The 18075-nt window shown below is 32.7% G+C and carries 21 protein-coding genes and 1 pseudogene; 2 read left to right on the top strand and 20 right to left on the bottom strand.

The genetic code is table 11. The features are described from left to right. Window positions 1-139: 139 nt before the first annotated feature. The 5 genes and pseudogenes from ACTTKP_RS03960 to ACTTKP_RS03940 all read right to left on the bottom strand — a co-directional run bounded on the left by ACTTKP_RS03960 (window position 140) and on the right by ACTTKP_RS03940 (window position 2203). Entirely contained in the window at window positions 140-619 is a 480-nt protein-coding gene (locus ACTTKP_RS03960) for a hypothetical protein (RefSeq protein ID WP_442552602.1), read from the bottom strand. A 145-nt stretch (window positions 620-764) separates the two neighbouring features. Beyond that, on the bottom strand, window positions 765-1058 hold the full coding sequence (locus ACTTKP_RS03955; protein WP_442552601.1) for a hypothetical protein: 294 nt from the start codon (window positions 1056-1058) through the stop codon (window positions 765-767). An 84-nt stretch (window positions 1059-1142) separates the two neighbouring features. Then, window positions 1143-1421: pseudogene (locus ACTTKP_RS03950) on the bottom strand (replication initiator protein A); the annotation flags it as partial. Window positions 1422-1479: 58 nt separating this feature from the next. Beyond that, window positions 1480-1719 carry a hypothetical protein gene (locus tag ACTTKP_RS03945; RefSeq protein ID WP_442552600.1) on the bottom strand — a complete coding sequence of 80 codons (240 nt, stop codon included), beginning with the start codon at window positions 1717-1719 and terminating at the stop codon, window positions 1480-1482. 22 nt (window positions 1720-1741) lie between these two features. After that, a complete protein-coding gene (locus ACTTKP_RS03940) occupies window positions 1742-2203 on the bottom strand; it encodes a ParB/RepB/Spo0J family partition protein (protein ID WP_442552599.1) in 462 nt (153 codons plus the stop codon). A gap of 546 nt (window positions 2204-2749) precedes the next feature. On the opposite strand from ACTTKP_RS03940, the gene ACTTKP_RS03935 reads away from it, so the two are divergent. Together ACTTKP_RS03935 and ACTTKP_RS03930 are read left to right on the top strand one after the other, a co-directional pair. Next, entirely contained in the window at window positions 2750-3406 is a 657-nt protein-coding gene (locus ACTTKP_RS03935) for a hypothetical protein (protein ID WP_442552598.1), read from the top strand. Next, window positions 3403-4395, top strand: a complete 993-nt coding sequence (locus ACTTKP_RS03930) for a nucleotidyl transferase AbiEii/AbiGii toxin family protein (RefSeq protein WP_442552597.1) — start codon at window positions 3403-3405, stop codon at window positions 4393-4395. Before ACTTKP_RS03935 ends, ACTTKP_RS03930 begins: the two co-directional genes overlap by 4 nt. Before the next feature lie 107 nt (window positions 4396-4502). Here ACTTKP_RS03930 and ACTTKP_RS03925 read toward each other — a convergent pair whose 3' ends face one another. The 15 genes from ACTTKP_RS03925 to ACTTKP_RS03855 all read right to left on the bottom strand — a co-directional run bounded on the left by ACTTKP_RS03925 (window position 4503) and on the right by ACTTKP_RS03855 (window position 17326). Beyond that, entirely contained in the window at window positions 4503-5003 is a 501-nt protein-coding gene (locus ACTTKP_RS03925) for a hypothetical protein (RefSeq protein ID WP_442552596.1), read from the bottom strand. A gap of 51 nt (window positions 5004-5054) precedes the next feature. Further along, window positions 5055-5555, bottom strand: a complete 501-nt coding sequence (locus ACTTKP_RS03920; protein ID WP_442552595.1) for a VanZ family protein — start codon at window positions 5553-5555, stop codon at window positions 5055-5057. 10 nt (window positions 5556-5565) lie between these two features. After that, entirely contained in the window at window positions 5566-6597 is a 1032-nt protein-coding gene (locus ACTTKP_RS03915) for a DUF4179 domain-containing protein (protein ID WP_442552594.1), read from the bottom strand. Then, window positions 6590-7159 (bottom strand): RNA polymerase sigma factor, encoded by a 570-nt coding sequence (locus tag ACTTKP_RS03910; RefSeq protein ID WP_442552593.1) that lies wholly within the window; start codon window positions 7157-7159, stop codon window positions 6590-6592. Before ACTTKP_RS03910 ends, ACTTKP_RS03915 begins: the two co-directional genes overlap by 8 nt. A gap of 183 nt (window positions 7160-7342) precedes the next feature. Then, window positions 7343-8737, bottom strand: a complete 1395-nt coding sequence (locus ACTTKP_RS03905; RefSeq protein WP_442552592.1) for a site-specific integrase — start codon at window positions 8735-8737, stop codon at window positions 7343-7345. Between the two features lies 1 nt (window position 8738). Further along, on the bottom strand, window positions 8739-9641 hold the full coding sequence (locus ACTTKP_RS03900; RefSeq protein ID WP_442552591.1) for a helix-turn-helix domain-containing protein: 903 nt from the start codon (window positions 9639-9641) through the stop codon (window positions 8739-8741). A gap of 62 nt (window positions 9642-9703) precedes the next feature. Beyond that, window positions 9704-9901: a helix-turn-helix domain-containing protein gene (locus ACTTKP_RS03895; RefSeq protein WP_442552590.1), complete on the bottom strand. Its 198-nt coding sequence runs from the start codon at window positions 9899-9901 to the stop codon at window positions 9704-9706. Continuing rightward, entirely contained in the window at window positions 9901-10467 is a 567-nt protein-coding gene (locus ACTTKP_RS03890; RefSeq protein ID WP_442552589.1) for a hypothetical protein, read from the bottom strand. Before ACTTKP_RS03890 ends, ACTTKP_RS03895 begins: the two co-directional genes overlap by 1 nt. Window positions 10468-10602: 135 nt before the next feature. Further along, window positions 10603-10920, bottom strand: coding sequence for a helix-turn-helix domain-containing protein (locus ACTTKP_RS03885; RefSeq protein WP_442552588.1), 318 nt, complete (start codon window positions 10918-10920; stop codon window positions 10603-10605). 457 nt (window positions 10921-11377) lie between these two features. Then, window positions 11378-13123: an ABC transporter ATP-binding protein gene (locus tag ACTTKP_RS03880; RefSeq protein ID WP_442552587.1), complete on the bottom strand. Its 1746-nt coding sequence runs from the start codon at window positions 13121-13123 to the stop codon at window positions 11378-11380. Next, window positions 13124-15499: an FtsX-like permease family protein gene (locus ACTTKP_RS03875; RefSeq protein WP_442552586.1), complete on the bottom strand. Its 2376-nt coding sequence runs from the start codon at window positions 15497-15499 to the stop codon at window positions 13124-13126. Beyond that, a complete protein-coding gene (locus ACTTKP_RS03870) occupies window positions 15489-16154 on the bottom strand; it encodes an ABC transporter ATP-binding protein (protein ID WP_442552585.1) in 666 nt (221 codons plus the stop codon). Before ACTTKP_RS03870 ends, ACTTKP_RS03875 begins: the two co-directional genes overlap by 11 nt. Window positions 16155-16179: 25 nt before the next feature. Next, window positions 16180-16557: a hypothetical protein gene (locus ACTTKP_RS03865; protein WP_442552584.1), complete on the bottom strand. Its 378-nt coding sequence runs from the start codon at window positions 16555-16557 to the stop codon at window positions 16180-16182. A gap of 87 nt (window positions 16558-16644) precedes the next feature. Further along, the gene (locus ACTTKP_RS03860; RefSeq protein ID WP_442552583.1) at window positions 16645-16785 is read right to left on the bottom strand and encodes a hypothetical protein; all 141 of its coding nucleotides are present in this window, start codon (window positions 16783-16785) and stop codon (window positions 16645-16647) included. A gap of 115 nt (window positions 16786-16900) precedes the next feature. Continuing rightward, window positions 16901-17326 carry an ATP-binding protein gene (locus tag ACTTKP_RS03855; RefSeq protein ID WP_442552582.1) on the bottom strand — a complete coding sequence of 142 codons (426 nt, stop codon included), beginning with the start codon at window positions 17324-17326 and terminating at the stop codon, window positions 16901-16903. Between the last annotated feature and the right edge of the window lie 749 nt (window positions 17327-18075).

Below are 18075 nucleotides of genomic sequence, written 5' to 3'. Positions count from 1 at the left end.
ACCACCTGAAAATATCATATCATCAGTTTTCAAGTAAACTTGTACAGATTTATTTAGTTCAAATACTTTTCTATCAGCGATATCTGATTGTGTATTACGATTTTTTGCCATACTTTGCCAATGGGATATCTCTTTTAAATTATAATTTAAATTTACCATATTTCTTCTCTCTTCTCAATGTAATAATCCAGGCAGCCATTTGTGATATACAAGCCATTATAATATGAGCAAAAAACATACTGCTTGTTAAAAAACATTCATTCAGTACATATAAAACCAGCAGTCCAAACAACTCAATTAAAAGTAATATGCAACTACATTTAATCCAAAAATCATAGGACTTATTATATATATCTTCATTACTAAACGAAAGACTTGAATAATATCCTGTGATTTTCCAACCTCTTTGTTTCAATTGCGTTATTTCTTTATGTGAGGGTCTAAAAAAATATCTATTAATGTATATACCTAAAAATATTAATGAAACGCTTATAGCTATAAAAATTGAATTTTTATTATATTTAAGTGTTTCAAGTATATATTTATCAAATACTTTCAAACCCATAAACACTATGATTAAAAAAACAGCATCAGCAACTTTGTAATTGATTTTCTTCATAGTACTTTTATCCTCCCTATTTATTATAGATAACAGTTTAGTAATTTATGTCACCATTGGTGTCACAAATTCAAATTTGTATTTCATTATACCATGTTGAAACATAAGTTTAAAGTCTTATTCTCCGCCAAACAAATATGAATTATCATGCAAAAAGAATATCTGTAAACACCTCTCTGATTTTTGCAATAAACAAGATGACAACTCCCCAGGCATCAAGCATAAGGTAGCTAACAACAAGAATTGATATTGTAATGCCTAACTGCAGCCAATCCCGTGAAAAGAGGAACATAATTACTCCTACCATAGCAATAAAATTAACAAATGCGGCAGCAAGGCCGTATATTCTGGCAAATATACAAACAATATAGAATAAGATAGTGGTTGCAAGAATCATAGGAATTGCAATTATTTTCCCTAATAACTTTAATATAAACATAGTCTATATCCTCCCTTCTTTCTTCTCATTTCTAACTTTATACTCAATTAACTCAAGAACATATGGCGGCATTGACCTTCTCCCTAATTCCCATTCCTTTGCAATGGCCTTTTTGTTGCTGCAACCAAGAGCCTCCATAATATCATCTAAAGAATAGTATATATAAGCCCGTCCCTCTTCATCTAACCACTGGTTTTTCATAGATAAAGACATTCTGTCTAACATTAACCCATACAGAACCTTTGCTTCAATTGATAATCCCTTAAAATATTCATCTGTAAACAACAACTTTGGTATCTTATAAAATGAAAATTGCTCCGCTTCTTTTCCGTAAAAGTAGGAGAGTTTTATCCTTTCTTCCATACTTGTCCTTTCTGTTTCAGAAGTGCCATTTTTACACTTCTGAAACACCAAATTATATTTATTGTATCTGCCTCTGCTCGTTACTCCATCGTTCCAAAAGCTTAATAATCACATCTTTCCTTTCCTTTGCAGAGAAGTTTGGTGGAAAATATCTGTCCAGTTTCTTTTCTGAGAAAGATACTTTTGCTCCTGTATTCTTCTTAGGCAGGGCATCATTCAAAATAGAAATAACTTTGAACTGGTTAGCGTTTGATAGGGCATGAGAGTTCTTCAAAGCTTCTACCTGTATGGGTTTCAAAAATCCGTTATCTCTGTAATACTCATATACCCATTGCTGTAAGCATTTCTTTCTGTTCATCTCTATTTAGAAATGAAAGCTGGACTGCAGGCGTGAACCCCATGCTTCCATCATCTACTTTTTCAAGTATTTCCGGTATAAGGTCTGTTATCTTGATGTATCTCTGAACCTGCTTTGAGCTGTCGCCACATTCTTCTCCGATTATTTCAAGACTCTTCTTACCCTTATTGTGGTCCACCTGTCCACATTTCCTTCTGCCTGCCTTCCTTTTAATGGCATCATATTTCATCTTGTAGGCAAAAGCTTTTTCACTTGGACTAAGCATTTCTCTCTGTAAATTTGAATCGACCATTGACACAACGGCATCATCATCTTTAAGTACACGTATTATTACCGGCACTTTATGATAGCCAATCCTCTCAGCAGCAAATTTTCGCCTGTGGCCGGATATGATTTCATAAGTGCCATCCTTCTTTTCTGCCATAGGAGGCTTCCTTTCCCTGAACGCGAAAAAGCCCGTCCAGAATAGATTGTTTTTCTCTAATCTGAACAGACTCTTCCGACAGGCCATTTCTCAGGCAAGAATATAGTATTTGTTTCATTTTGTCTTATTTTTACAACCCAAATCTCATCCTACTTTATGCTTAATCCCTGTGGGTGACAGTTTGAAAAATTTTGGCTGATGACAAGTCATTATTTTCGCTGACAAAATCATTCTGGTATTCTGCTTTTCGCTGACAAACCTGTCATCGAAAATGCTGTTTTTGCATGAAAAAAGCGGTAATGATAACACTATTTTCTTATTAGATTAAATACATTATATCGTGTATGAGGTCGGATGTCTATGGGGTTTTGACCATTATTTAAATATTTTAAATAGCATTATCTTATTCTGATAAGTGACATCATAAGTGACATTTCGTGTCACTTATGAAATTCATTGTTGAAATATCTTGTCATTGTGATATAATATTTACATATTATATTGCTATATCTCGCATTAAACATATCAAAATGGGGTGGATAATTTATGACTTATACAGACTATATTCGTGAGCTTTTATTGCAAAAGCCGATTGGAATGCCAATATATACAAAGATAATTGCTGCTTCATTAGCAGAAAAATTTAATTTGAAAGATAAAGATGCTGTAGCAGCAACTGCTGTGGCAATGAAACGCATTATGGATTCTAAAGTGATTCCTGAGCTCAGATTCTACCAGAAAGGAATTTATTTCAGAACAGTTACCACTCCGTTTGGAGAAAGAGGAATCAACAAAGAGAGTCTGATAGCTGATAAGTATTTGTTGCCGGACAAAGGATATGAGACCGGATTTGCCCTTCTTCATGACATAGGACTTGCAACACAAATGCCAAAAGAGCGTGTTATTGCCACTAATATGGCAAAAAATTGTACTCGCATGGATAAGAAATTGGGCATAACAATCCGTCCTCCAAAAGCAGAGATTACTGCTGAGAATAAATCATATTTACAGACACTTGATGCACTTGAACTCTTAGAGAAAGCTCCCATTGATGCAGAACATCCGTATTCAGTCATTGCCAGCCATATACACAAACTTAAGCTGCAATATGAAAAGCTTCTGTTCTTAGCAGACCGTTATTATAATAAAAATACAGTAATTCAGCTTGCACATACAGCAGGAGAAGGAGACTATGCACTATGAAACTCCATCTTGATCAAGAAGCCTTTCGTGTGCTTATTGATACTATTCATACACAAACCGGATATCGAGGTGATGTCCTTGAAAAAGATTATTATGTGTCATTAATACTCAAAGAACTTGCAGGAAAGCAAAGTAATGGGCTTCCTGCATATTTCAAAGGTGGAACAGCTCTATATAAAGCATTAAAGACTACAAACCGTTTCTCTGAAGATATAGACCTGTCAGTTGATACAAGGAACTGCAGCCGGACACAGAATGACAGGAGATTAGAGCAGGCGACAAAAAAATATACTTCACTTCTTCGAGATTCATCGCTGGGAAAAACAAACCGCTCAGAAGTTGTTGCTGTGTATTCATATGAGCCTTTGACTGCTTTTGATGTAAATGATGCGTTGCAAAGATTTGGAAGGGTAAAAGTTGAAGCAACCTCATTTACCATCAGTGAGCCTGTTGAGTGCCTTGAAATCGCTGCTATGCTATATGAGCTTGCCTCTAATGAACAGAAGCAGATACTTGAATCAGAATATGATGTTGAACCATTTTCCATTATGACCATTTCTATGGAGAGGGTATTTATAGATAAACTTTTTGCAGCAGAAGCTTATGTTCGTAAGTCTTCTGAACCACACAGGGCATTTGAGGCCGCAAAACATATTTATGACCTTGCTGTTATTTATAAGCACAAAACTGTTTCAAAACTGCTTTCAGATACCGGACTGATGAAGAAATTACTGGATATTCGTATTGCTGAGGAACTCAATCGCCTTGACGGAATCCCTAATGTACTGCCTTCAGATTTTATTTTCTTTACAAATTCAATGAATAACAAGGATGTCCGCAAGGCTTATGAAATTATGCAGAACCAATACGTTCTTCGTGACTGTGACAGAATTGATTATAATAAAGCAATGGACGCCCTTACAGAAATCCACAAAAATCTTCTAAATAATACTTCATGGGCAAAATATCAATTTTATAAAACCCAGTAATTTTACATCTTGATATAATCATATAATAAATATATACCCAGTAGAGTGCCTTATTAAAGCCTACTATACTGGGTATATTATTTTATCTACCATAAGTTTATTATATTTTATTGAATATGATTAATATGACCTGTTCCTGTTATTGTTGCATTACTAAATAACGGTTTCGAAAAATATAAATAATAAGATGAATTGGTATCTAAACCTGTAAATTCATAATATTGCGATGTTCCATCTGCCGTATATGTCACCGATCCCAACGAACTATCTGAACCATCTTTATATAAGTTAATATAATATTTCTTGTCAGATGTAGAACTTGTTGCTTTCATATATACTTTAATAGATGATGCTTTTGGCTTAAAATATTGTGAATACATCGCCCAAGAGTATGAAAAAGTAAAGTAACCATTACTATCCATCCTCTTTTTCAAATTTACAAAATTGAAATAGTCGGATGAATTATCAGTATTCTCAGGTAATTCGTATTCACACTCTGTTGCAGTAGCATATTGTACTCGGTCATCAGCAGCGAAAACTGTTATGCTTGATCCAAGCATTAAAATAGTTGCCATTACAAAACACAGTAAACTTCTTAATTTTTTCATACGCATTCTCCTTTTCATTTATAAATTTTCTTATGGTAGATTTTTTATGGCTTATACAAATATCATCAACACAAAAACAATAACTAATATTTCAACACCACCTCCCAAAAAATTAATAATTGTCATTCTATACTTTGCAGTAACCTTTCCTAAAGCACCAAATAGAATCATCCCACACAATCCACCCAGTGTATTCGTAATAAGGTCTGTGATATCACTTGCACCTATGGAATAAACATACTGGATTATTTCAAACAGCAAACTTAATCCTATGATTCCTAATATACCTAGAAAAATGTTCCTTTTATATAACATAGCTGCCAAATAAAAACCTGCCGGGATAAAAACTATAATATTAAAAATAATTTCTCGCAAATGAACCGGGCTTCCTTTATCGTAATAAAAAGGAATAAAATTTATACCTCTCAAATGCGGAATCATATCGACAGTAACGGCAAGTTTAAATAATATAAGCCAACATAGCAATATCAAATATACTACAAAAATAACATGACTTATTTTTTTCTCTTTATCATTTCTATATACATCCATTTACAATCCTCTATTTATCTATCGTAATATCAGCTGAAACTATGGCATGTTCCTTTGATATTTTTTGTGTCCCACAGGCTAAACCGTCCTCACCTAAAGTAGGACCGTTTACAACATATATATGCAGGTCATTATTTACACGGACTCTTGGAATCTGGGTGATACCGGAAGTACGACCATATTCCCCCTGACTGGATATGTCTTCATCAGCATATCCATCTGTATAAGCCTGGACTTCATAACTTGTTGTGTCACCATAAATATCAGGATAAGAAGTGTATATTGTTACATAGATTGGAGTTACAACAACCTTATCAATGGTATGGCCGTTTGCCTCTTTATTAATTTCATAAGTTACCACATCTCCAGAATTTACATTTATTGACGGTGCAAAATGCCAATCCCCTTTTACATACTCTTTATCAGCCTTTCCGGTAATTAAGCTTACAGAATTTATTTTCATATCAAGCATGAATTTATCCGGAAAAGTATCTCCTGTTAATGAAAAAGATTTTACACCTACAAAAGTAAAAGCATCTGTAAACTTACCTTCTAAACCAGTTAAGCCAAAATCATTCAGAGACTTTAGCCCCTCAGTACTTTCAATATACATTGTTCCATTATAATTTAGCTGGCCTTTTATATATTCATCTGTTGTCCATGTATCAAAAGCAGTTTCACTTTCCACAATAAAACTAACATACAGGTTCACGCCATCGCAGTATGCTTCCGACATTGTAATAGTTAGACCATTATCGGTAACTTTATCTCCTATTTTAAAAGCATAGTTTGAATATGCTCCGCCTGTATGAAGCCTGTCTTGGATAAAAGCAAACGCATTTCCAACAAACGGAAGACTCCTTGCGAAGACAGGCATAAACGCATTAAGTGCGAATCCTGTAAGAGCCATTACCGCAAGAATAGCCGCCGCTACTTTGCTAAAATATTTAACCATCTTGTTTCTTTCACGATAGGACAACGCTTCCAATAAATATTCATCACTAATATTTCCCACAGCATTGAGAAATTTATGATCATTCACGATAAAACTTCCTTTCTACCAACCAGTTTCTTAACTGCTTTCTGATTCTGCAGAGTATGGTTTCTATCTGGCTTTTTGACATTCCACACTTCTTCATAATTTCTTTTACGCTCATAAGCTGCCAGTACCTTAAAACAAAAATTATTCTCTTTTTCTTATCAAGCCTGTTAAGAAACTCATCTATGCATTGTGACAAATCAGATTCTTTTTCATCCCTTAGATGAAGTTCTAAATCAGAAACTTCATTTAATACATCCTCATAATATATTGTTTTAGCAAAGTCCTTTTTCTCTGCATGGTAATAATCAAGTTTTTTCATGGCAAGGTTTCTTGTTATCTTAAGACAAAATGCTTTAAAGTTTTTAGGCTTTGCGGGCGGTATTGACTTCCATAATCCTAAGTAGGTGTCATTCTCACATTCTTCTGCATCATAATTATTCTTAAGCAGGTCATGTGCAACAGAATAAATCAGCCTCCCATACATACTTTTTGTTTCAGAAATTGCAATTTCAGATCTGGATTGATATAGTGCAATCAGCTTACTATCTGGTCTATTTTCCATACACTAATCACTCCTTCATATACTAAGTACGATTTTAACATCTAAAGCTTGCATATCAAAGAAATCTTTTTAAACATTTTTATTTGGTATTGATAAAGAGCGTTCAGAATGTTTCAAATCCAAACGCTCTAATATTATTTTTTATAAGCAGGCCATACATTTTTTCATATTCAAAAATTGATTTTATCTTTTCATAGTCTTAGCAAGGCTTGTAAGCAATGCTGCCATCTCAGGGTTGCCCAGCACCTTCAGCAGAAGTTCGGCATCCACTCCTTCAGGTACTGCAATCGTATTAGCTTTTCCTTCAGCCTCTTTCATCTGTGGGTTTAGCTCTTCCCTGTTATAAAAGGCATTTTCCATCATTTCAGCGTTCTTTCTTCTGTCTTCATCTATGATGTGCCCATAGACCTCTGTTACCATATCAGCCTGTGCGTGTCCTGAGTCTCCCTGGACTGATTTTATGTCACCGCCACTAAGTTTCAGTTTATATGTAACACTGGTATGGCGTAAGCTGTGGAAGACAACATCAGGAAGCCCAAGCTCATCTATTATATCCTGCATTTTTGTCCTGAGGTAGCTGTCGCCAATTGGAAGCCCGAATGTAGTTGCCATTACAAGTTTGTAGTCCTGATATTCACTTCCCAGGGCATCCTTAATCTCATCCTGTTCTGCTTTCAGTTCGGCAAGATAGCCGGCTACAGTCCTTGGTATAAATACTTTGCGTGCACTGCTTTCTGTCTTTGGTGTCTTTAGTACCCTTACAGTCTTATTGTTCTTCTTTGTTGAAGGAAATGTCAGGATAATTTCCTTAGAGTTTAATGCCTCAACTGCATCCCTTGACACTCTTTCAACCTGTTTGCTTATTATAACATAAGCCCTGTTGTCTGCTATAGCTTCTTCTGAAATATCCATCTCATCCCAGGTAAGCCCTAACAGTTCCCCTATGCGGAGAGTAGCAGTGAAAGCAAGATGAAATGCTATCTTAAGTATTTTGTTGTCACAGGCATCAAGTGCCTTCATCAGCATATCTGCTGTCCAGATTTCACGCTCTTTTCTTTTAGCTTTTGGTACAGTTGCAAGGGCTGCCGGATTTTTCTCCATCAGCTCCCATTTTACTGCCTGCCTGAATGCGCTCCTTAAAATCTTGTGTATCTCATTTACCGTGGCTTCTGTAACTGTCCCTGAACCGTCAATGTTCCTGGTACTCTTTACGGCTGACATGTCTAAAAGGCTCTTGTAATATTTCTCCATAAAATGGGTATTAATGCCTGCCAGCTTTGTTCTTCCTATTGTAGGTATGATGTAATTATTTATTAGTGACAGGTTGCCTGCATAAGTAGAAACTCCCCACTTATCATGCCCATAGATTCTTACATACTCTTCAATAAGTTCCTCAAGTGTAGTACACTTTGGGGCTTCAAACCTGCCTACTGCCATCTTATACTCAATTTCTTTCTTGCGTCTTTCGGCATCTTTTGGGGTTACAAATGTTTCTGAGGTCTGGCGTTCCTTTCCTTTATCATACTTAATTCTGTATATTACAGAAAATTTCTTACCACGCTTTCTTATAAATGCCATGTCATATCCTCGCTTTCCGGCTTTCATTTAACCAAGCCAAAAAATCTGTCCGTTTAATCCTGAGCACTTTTCCTGCACCTATGCATGGAAATACTGCAGCCTGTATCCATTTTGTAGTTGTGGATGCTGTAACTCCTGCAAGCTCAGCCGCTTCATTCCTTGAAATATATTCTTTGGTTTCTGCAATCAAATCATCTGATAAAATATTTTCATCATTGCCATCTACCCTGTATTCATTCTGGGCATTAAGAAATAACCTGAAACTCTTTCTTGATATCCACCTCTTATTGTCAAATACCCTTACTTCAAACACTGCCTTATATTTAATTGTTCTTATCAGTTTAAGCATTGTTTCTTCCTGAATGTTTAACAGTCTTGCTGTTTCTTCAAATCTGATATAGTCTTTTTCCATGTCGCTGATGGTAGGAATCCTGTCTGATTTTTTGTAAACAGTCTGTCCGGAAAGCCACTTGTCAAATTCTTCTTTTGGAATACGCTTTACAAAGTCAACCTTTATTGTCTTTCTTTCTTCTTTTTTCCATATTTCATACAGACAGGCACTATTTATACCCAAAAGGTTTGCAGCATCTTGAAAGGAATATGAGCCTTTAATCAATTCTCTGCCAGGTTCTTCTCCATTTACCTTTTTATGCTTCACCTGATTTGCATACCATTTTTCAAAGCTTTCAATGTCAACACGCATCATACCCCCTATGATTTCTGTCTTGAAAAATTCCCTGTGTACCAGCCAATAGCCCTCGGTCTTTTTTAGTCCTAACAGTTTCCTCATTTCAGGAACGGACATGGTTTTCTGCAAGGCAGGTTCTTTGCTTAAACGGTGATTCTTTATTTCTGTCTTTAATTCTGCTTTTATTTCTGTCCTTGTTTCATTATATTCCTTCATCCTGTTTTCCTCCTTCTCCCACAATATAACATGCCCATCCCAAAAAGCTTTAGAAGGTAAATTTAATTTGATTTCATATTCTGGTCGAGCCATTCATCAAAACTTTTCTTTGAAATGCGGTACTTTGTGCCAATCTGAATCCATCGGAATTCATTTCTTTTAAGCAGCTCATATACGGTAGGCCTGCTTATTCCAAGTATCTCCTGTAACTCCTTAACTGTATAGCAGCGTTTCCTGCTAACGGACATAATCTCTTCCATTAAAAAATATCCCCTTTCCTAGATTTCATAAAACCTGCAACCAGCTTTTTCAGGCTGTGTTTTATTTTTACAATTTTCTGCTGGACTGTCTCATAGCAGACTCCTTTTTCCTCTGCAAGCACAACTAATGTAGCTTTTTTGCTTATATACCTTACGAACATATCACGGTCTTCTCCCAGGCTCTGCAACTGGCTGTTAAAAAGTGTATAGTCTTTCCGCATAGCCCTTAAAGTTTCGGCTGCCTTTATATAAATTTCCGGTCTTTCCACCCCATACAGTATATTGTTCGAAAATTCGCATTTAACCAGAGCCTCTGTTGTAATCACATTATCTGTTGCCTCCCTTTCGGTAGGATTGGCTTTCATTCCTCCGGTCTGCACCCTTACTCCTAATTCACCCTTTCCCCTATGCCTGTTGCTTTCCTTCTCAGATTCAATCATATATTTCAGCCCTTCTGTATATCCGTCTATGATTCCTAAAAATTTCGGATAATTTTTTATAATGATTTCCACCCTTTTTTCAGCAGAAGAGCTCCTGTAAGCCTGAATCAGGTCTGTTTCTTTCATCAGCTATTAATCCTCCTTATTGCCATCACATTTTTTACTCTTATTTACAGTAATTATTGTAAGTTAACATTAAGGAAAAATCGTTCCCCAATTACCGAACAAAGTTCGGTGGGAGCGTACTTTTAAAATAGGGCTTTATTCCATTTCAGCCAGTATCATTACCTGTTTTATTGCTGCCTTTCTTAACTCCCTGCTTTTTATCTGCTTTAATGCCATAGCCATCTGCATTACCTCGTCATCAATATATTCGTCCGATTCACAGAGAAAGTGGGAGAGTGATACACCCAGTATTTTTGCTATTTCCCTCAGAACGCTTATTTTTATATCAATCTTATCATTCTCATATTCTGAGACTGTTGATTTCTTTGAAAGCAGTTTGTCTGCCATTTCTTCCTGTGTCATTCCTCTTTTAAGCCTGTATTCCTTAATCTTCTTTCCTAATGTTTTTTCCATCTTTCTCTCCATTTCCGAAGCAAAACGGAAATAAACACAAAAAAGAAGCCGGCAAAACGGTTGCCAATAAAACCGGTGGTTTAATGCCACCTGGCGTTATTTCCGTTTTGCCGGCTCCTGATAAATTTATAATAAATCTAGTGTGTTACAAACATAGCAGCTTATTACCTCACAAATTACTATCTTTTTTTAATTCATATATTACTTTTCCTCTTCCCACTTATTTTTAATTTGAACCATATCATTTATTTGATATTAAAATATATAAATCAAATCTTCTTATTTTTACATAGTCTATGTATGTTCTTCGAGTAGTCTAGAATCTTAGCAATTATGTCTTATCAATAAATTGATTTTAGCTTTCATACTGTTTCTCTATTTTCTTTTGTACATTTTTTCTTAAATTTTTCTTATGTATTGGATGAGCAAATTAGAAAAATTTCATTAAACTAAAATGTCAACCATCTTGTTCATTAGACCTCAATAAACTAAATAATTCCTTGTAATATTCAGATTTTTTCAACAATTCTATATGATTACCACTATGTAAAATTCTCCCATCCTTTAGCACAAAGATATTATCACTATATGTTAAAGGATAAGTTCTATGCGTAATAAAAAATACTATATTATTAACTGCTAATTCTCTAATTTTTTCAACAATATTTTTTTCGGCAACACCATCCAAATCAGATGTAATTTCATCAAAAATATATACAGATCCCTTTCTAAGCAATGCCCTTGCAAAATTCATCTTTTGTTTCTGTCCACTTGATAATTGCATGCCACCTGCTCCTAAGATAGTATCAATTTTTTTATCAAATAAGTCAAAATCACTCTTTAGCCCAGAGCATTCACAAGCCTGCTCAATATCCTTATCCGTTGCATTTTCATTAGCAAGCTTAAGATTATTCTTTATTGTATCATCTATAATAAAGATTTCTTTTGATGTATATATGATTTCCTTCCTAATGTACTCAATAGGCAATAAATTAATATCCAAGCCATTAATAAAAAACATGCCACTATCTACATGATATAGTCCAAACAATATTTTTAGTAATGTACTTTTTCCACATCCATTTTCGCCCACAATAGAATATAATCCGAATTTTGAAATATTAAATGAAATATCTTTAAGAATATAATCAGAATTATTATATGAAAAGCTCATATGGTCAGCCTTTATTTTATGTATAAAATTATTTGTCTCTCTTATACTTATATCATTATTTATCTTTTCTGTACTTTCATTCATCATCTGCCCTATTCGTTCAAGACTAATCCCCACATTAATCGTATTGATATTTAACTCCATAATTTTTGATACAGCTTCATACAATCTGGAAACATATGCACTATATGATACCATGTTTCCAATTGTCATTTTATTATCAATAATTAATATTGAGAACAGATAAAATGTTAAGAAACTTATTATCATGCTAATTAAGCTCCTTAATATAGTCATACAATTAACAGTTTTTCTATTGGCTTTCTCAATATCATAACCATCTGCCAAAACCTTTTTATAGTTTAGCGTTGTTTTTTCTTCCATATTAAAAATCTTTATATGAACAAAATTATCCAAATGTAAGAATAAAAATGACATCAAGTCATCACTATATTTTCGTCTTTTTCCCTCATTTTCCTCAATATGACCTTTAAATAATATATTTAATATAAAAACTAGAGGTATATTCATCAGAGAAACTACAGTATTTTGCAGTGAAATTGTTATAATAAAAATCAAAGGAACAATAATATTGATAATTATTGTTAATACATTAGTAATAACATTTAAATAAAATGATACTATCAAATCAGAGTCATTCTGCATTCTATTTAGTAATTCACTTGTATTATACTTATCCCTTGAACTAGTTTCCAATCTCAAATATTGGTTAAATAAAACTTTTTTCATATCTGAACTTATATTATATGATAATACCATCGACAAATTCCCTCTCATTATTTCCAAAATTGAGGTTATAAAAGCCAAAATAACATAAGCCATTATAAATAATATTATTTTATGAAAATCTTTTCTATTTAAGTTGTCTATTAAAGTACCAAATAAAAATGGATTAACACTTGAAAATACAACATTTATCATAACTAGTGTTATAAGTAATAACACTAAGTAAATATATTTTCTAAAGTATTGATCAAAAATCTTTTTATAAAATTTATTTGCTTTCACTTAGTCTCCTGTTCTTAGCAGTTCTATCATCTCATTCTTTTTCATACTTATAAAAGAAAAAATTGTTATTCCAGTCACTAGCACAATAATACTTCCCAATATGGCTATAAAAACATAAAAAGGCGGAAGATAAACTACCTGTTTAAACATAATAAAACTTAGTCCATTTAAAAGAATAGTCTGGAAAATCATAGTATTTAGCGTTGCTGCTAAAGTTATAATTATATTTTCAAATATAACTAATTTTTCTATGTCTCTTCTCCTTGCTCCAATCACCCTGTACAGCATAAACTCTCTTTTCCTTGAGGCAAACAGTACAAAACTCATTATCCCAATTATGCATATTAAAGTTATAAACATTAATATGCAGGTAATATATATGAATACAATATACTGATAAAACCCTTCCTTATACATCTTAATGTACGAATCCACGCTCACGACTTCTGCTCCTATTTCCGCTACCAGATGTTCTATATTCTCTTTATCTGTCTTATCCGCATTTATAAGAATATTTTTCTGGAAGCTATTATCGATATTCTCCTTAACATCATCATAATTGAGTGCAACAGTATAGGCAGCCGGAGTATTAGGCATATCATCTACATTTCCGGCTAAGCTGAGTTCTCTGTCAAAAAAATTATATTTACCATTCTGGCTTAGCCCTGTAATATAACAAAAATATCTGTTTGCATAAAATGTTCCTTTAGGTGGCACCTTATTTCTGCTAAGCTCCTCATTATTCTTAAAAACTGCTATACTATAAAATTCCCCTTCATCTCCTTCAAGCTGAAAGGATTTATTAAATGTTATAAAGTATTTAATATTTTTTTTAGAAACTGCTTTTTCAAACTTATTAGAATTTACATCTGTTTCAGTAATACACAAATTAAATCCCTGTGTGCTTGTCCATAAATTTTCATAATAATTTTCTACACCAAGCAATACATTATAAAGCACTATTACTAACATACTTACAGCAACTATTGTAGTCCCTAAGATTGCATTATGTTTTTTTCTCTTTTTAATAAGCAATAAAGCTAGCTTAACTGAGCTCTTCTTCTTAATAGAAAGCATAGAAACTAGGCTAAATCCAAGCCTGAATATCAGGTTGAATATAACAATTATTAAGAGACTTATAAATATTAGCGGATTTATTTCTCCAAAAATAAACAAACTTATGACAATGTATGATATGACACTGAGTATCTGCCATTTATTAATAATTTTTTTTACTACTAAAGTTTTTCTGCCCCTTAGTTCATCAGCTATTTTTAACTCATATATTCGTTCATACATCCCTAAATGAAATAAAAAAACTATTGAAACTGATAATAAAAAAATTTTAAAAAATATGATTATGCCAACATTTAATAGTGTCAAAGCAGATATTTTGACTGCCAAAAAAGTGTTACAATAATATCTGAATAATAATGCTCCTATTACAGTTGCAAGAGCAGACGAAATAAGAGTAATAAATATTGCATCAAAGACAGCAAACAGTCTTAGTGCACTTTTATTCACTCCATATATTCTTGCTATAATAAGTTTTGACTTAACAGAACTTTCTTTTAAATAAAGTATTGCCATTATACCTAACACTACTATTATTACATTTATATTTATAAAAATTCTAAGTATATTTTCTCCTGATTTTAATGTAGTCTTAAAATTGTCAAGTACTGCTTCTTTGGTAGACATTTGTATGATATAATTTTTTTTACCTGCTTCATTAAAAATAGTTTTTACATCATTATATACAGATTTTTCATCAACTTTCCCTTTAATGCTTATTCCCAAATTACATTTGGAAACAATTTCAGCATCATTAAAAAACTTTTTTAATTCATTAATATTTTCACTACCTACGGTTACATATCCGGCTAAAACCATATCCTCGAAATTAGAATCACAGGGTTCAATTTTTTTAACAATAAGCGATTTATTTAAAACATCCAAATATATCCTGTCACCCTTCTTTGCCTTAAACTTATTGGCCGCCTGTATACTTAACGTACAGGTTCCTTCTGATTCTTTCTCTGATATTCTAAGGATAATCTGCTTTTCTTCTTTGCCTATATTATTTTTGATTGGCATAAACCTCTCTGTAGAAACTTTTACCTTTTTGCTTAGTTCTCTTATATAAGCATTAAGCTTAGGATTTGTTATAGTTCTCCCATAAGTATCCAATACACTTATGGTGAGATCATTACTTCCTGAGCCAGCTTTATATAATTCTTCTGATAGTGATGTAATAAATAAAAGAAGTGCCAAAGTACTAAAAGCAAATGACAGAAGAAATATTATCATAATATTTTTGTTATTTTTCCTGCCAAACAATTTATAGTATAAGGAATAACATTTACTAAGCTTCATATAATTCTCCGTCAAGCATTTTTATCTGTCTGTCTGAAACCTCTGCTACATGGTAATCATGAGTAGATATTATAATGCTTATGCTAAATTTATCAACCAGTTCCCTAAATAAGTGTAAAATATTATTACTGTTAGAGCTGTCAAGGGCACCCGTCGGTTCATCTGCGATGAGTATTTTAGGAGTATTTATCAAAGCCCTAGCTATTGCAGTCCTTTGTTTTTCTCCTCCTGAAAGCTGATAAGGATATAGTTTCTCTTTTCCTTTCAGTCCCAATAATTCTACAAGTTCTGCTATTTTGCTATCAAAATCCTCTTTTTTTTCACTAAATATACTTGGAAGCTCTATATTTTCTATAAGAGACAATTCTTCCACAAGACAGTTATTCTGAAAGATTATCCCTATATTTTCATTTCTGAATTTATCAAGTGCTTCATTCTTTAGAACATACAAATCTGTATCTCCTATAAGCACCTTCCCAATATCAGGCTTATCTATCCCACCTATTATTCCAAGCAGGGTACTCTTTCCACAACCACTCGGTCCCATAACAGACAGTATCTCGCCGGTATTTATTTCTAAATTGATATTCTTTAATATCTCTATTGAAAGTTTTCCATTTTTAATACTTTTTGAAATATTTTTTACCTTAACCATCTCGTTTACCTTTTCTAAAATCAAGTTATATATTTTTTCTTGAATGTCTTTTAATAATTATTGTAGCAGCCATGCTTATTATACTACAATAAAATACAGGCAATGAATACAGCAAAAAGTACGTCCAAAGATCTGCTTTTCTATCTACAGATATCATTGCATTTACTACTGAAATAAGAATAGCTGCCATTAAAAATAATATTCTTGCTTTAAGTCTTTCATTTTTACACATTTCTCTTATACTTTTTATCACAACAAATATTGCTGACAATACTGCTACCTGAATAAGCATTGATAAATCTATCAGTAAAAACACAGCTTCAAAAGGAGAATATCCTAGCTGAAAATTTTTAATAAAAATCCCAGCTAAATATACTAAAATAATTGATATTTCTATTACCATCTTGATACCTCTCTAAGTTCTAAACTTTATATCAGCTCTACATTCTCAAAATCGACTAAATTTCCATACAACAAAGTACTCAAAACTCTAGCATATTATGCTACCAATTGTAATAAATTTTTCTACAAAACAAATAAAAGTATAAATATATCTTTCTGCCATTTCTTTACCTATTACTTTATTTTCTATCATTTGTGCTATCAAGTCAGTTGCTAATTTTTCAACCATAACTGCCCCTCCTATTAAACTCAGTATAGCAACCTTTATTAGAAAAACAATACATTTTGCAGAAATCGCCCATTTTTTGCAGAAATCGGCAAAAAAAGTGACTTGCATTTGCAAATCACTTTTTGAAGTTTGGCAACATTATCGAAAAATAGAATTCTTCTTTATCATTTTGTATGGTGTATGAACCTTGATATTTTTCTATGACATCAATAATATTCTTTATTCCAATTCCATGTTCATCAATCTCGTATAATTTTGATGTCTGTATTTCTCCATCCTTAATTCCCAGTTTGCCATTATAAGTATTTTTTACAGATATAATAATATTGTCTCCTTCTTGAACAAACTTCAATTTTATTATTTTTTTACCAGAATATTTTTCACACGCCTCTATTGCATTGCTTAAAAGATTAGACAATATAACAACAATGTCTTCATCGGATATATTTATTTTTGACAGATCATTAAGCTGAAAAATAAATATGATACCTTTTTCTAATGTATCCTTATATTTACTGTTTAAAATAGCATCTACAATCACATTATTTGTCTTGATATAATCAAGCTCTGTGCTTAAATGTCCGCTTATATTTTTTATGTAATTCTTAAGTTCCTCATAATTCTCGGTATTTATCAGAGATTCGATGCACAAAATCCGGTTTTTATATTCATGTGTTATTTTACGCTGCTTAACAAAATTTTCAGAAAGCTGGATCTTCAAGGTAAGTGCAACACTTTATAAAAATAGTAAATGTAACAGAGGTACCTGTCAGAGTAAGTGCAACACCATGTTGCATTTAAGTTGAAAAACTTATTATACATTATCTGTATAAATGGCTTCTGCAAGCTGTTCCTGTGATATCTTTGCCTTTTTTCTCATTTCTCTTATTCTTATTCAAATTGTATCTTTTGTTTTTGTATCTTTTGCTTTTGCCTTTTTTATATTTCTCTCCATTTCCGAAGTAAAAACAGGAATAAGCACAAAAAAAGAACCCGACAAAGCGGATTCCAAATACTAATAACTGTGTACCATTTGGTGTCATTTCCCTTTTGTCGGCTCCTTATAGTTCTATGTTGAATATGAAGTAAAATAACATCCCAAATATATATGCACTTGTCAACTTGTCATCTAGTACTTTTCTATACTTGAAACGATATTTTGCCTAATTAAATTTGTATATCCATAGAACAAATTTCTCATTATTTATGTTTATCTATTCTTTTAAATCTACAATTTTTACTTTATTGACAATAAATCTATCAATTTTTTTTATTTTGGCTTATATAATA

The sequence above is a fragment of the Catonella sp. genome, assembly GCF_052169795.1.
Classification (GTDB): domain Bacteria; phylum Bacillota; class Clostridia; order Lachnospirales; family Lachnospiraceae; genus Catonella.
This window is presented reverse-complemented; position numbering and strand designations above follow the sequence as displayed.

Bases quoted from the DNA above. Each gene is read 5' to 3' on its own strand.
- ACTTKP_RS03870 (WP_442552585.1), bottom strand. From the start codon at position 16,154: ATGGTTAAGGTAAAAAATATTTCAAAAAGTATTAAAAATGGAAAACTT.
- ACTTKP_RS03895 (WP_442552590.1), bottom strand. From the start codon at position 9,901: ATGGAAGAGATTATGTCCGTTAGCAGGAAACGCTGCTATACAGTTAAG.
- ACTTKP_RS03875 (WP_442552586.1), bottom strand. From the start codon at position 15,499: ATGAAGCTTAGTAAATGTTATTCCTTATACTATAAATTGTTTGGCAGG.
- ACTTKP_RS03910 (WP_442552593.1), bottom strand. From the start codon at position 7,159: ATGGAAAATAGACCAGATAGTAAGCTGATTGCACTATATCAATCCAGA.
- ACTTKP_RS03960 (WP_442552602.1), bottom strand. From the start codon at position 619: ATGAAGAAAATCAATTACAAAGTTGCTGATGCTGTTTTTTTAATCATA.
- ACTTKP_RS03940 (WP_442552599.1), bottom strand. From the start codon at position 2,203: ATGGCAGAAAAGAAGGATGGCACTTATGAAATCATATCCGGCCACAGG.
- ACTTKP_RS03905 (WP_442552592.1), bottom strand. From the start codon at position 8,737: ATGGCATTTATAAGAAAGCGTGGTAAGAAATTTTCTGTAATATACAGA.
- ACTTKP_RS03885 (WP_442552588.1), bottom strand. From the start codon at position 10,920: ATGGAAAAAACATTAGGAAAGAAGATTAAGGAATACAGGCTTAAAAGA.
- ACTTKP_RS03920 (WP_442552595.1), bottom strand. From the start codon at position 5,555: ATGGATGTATATAGAAATGATAAAGAGAAAAAAATAAGTCATGTTATT.
- ACTTKP_RS03935 (WP_442552598.1), top strand. From the start codon at position 2,750: ATGACTTATACAGACTATATTCGTGAGCTTTTATTGCAAAAGCCGATT.
- ACTTKP_RS03890 (WP_442552589.1), bottom strand. From the start codon at position 10,467: ATGAAAGAAACAGACCTGATTCAGGCTTACAGGAGCTCTTCTGCTGAA.
- ACTTKP_RS03900 (WP_442552591.1), bottom strand. From the start codon at position 9,641: ATGAAGGAATATAATGAAACAAGGACAGAAATAAAAGCAGAATTAAAG.
- ACTTKP_RS03955 (WP_442552601.1), bottom strand. From the start codon at position 1,058: ATGTTTATATTAAAGTTATTAGGGAAAATAATTGCAATTCCTATGATT.
- ACTTKP_RS03925 (WP_442552596.1), bottom strand. From the start codon at position 5,003: ATGAAAAAATTAAGAAGTTTACTGTGTTTTGTAATGGCAACTATTTTA.
- ACTTKP_RS03865 (WP_442552584.1), bottom strand. From the start codon at position 16,557: ATGGTAATAGAAATATCAATTATTTTAGTATATTTAGCTGGGATTTTT.
- ACTTKP_RS03860 (WP_442552583.1), bottom strand. From the start codon at position 16,785: ATGGTTGAAAAATTAGCAACTGACTTGATAGCACAAATGATAGAAAAT.
- ACTTKP_RS03930 (WP_442552597.1), top strand. From the start codon at position 3,403: ATGAAACTCCATCTTGATCAAGAAGCCTTTCGTGTGCTTATTGATACT.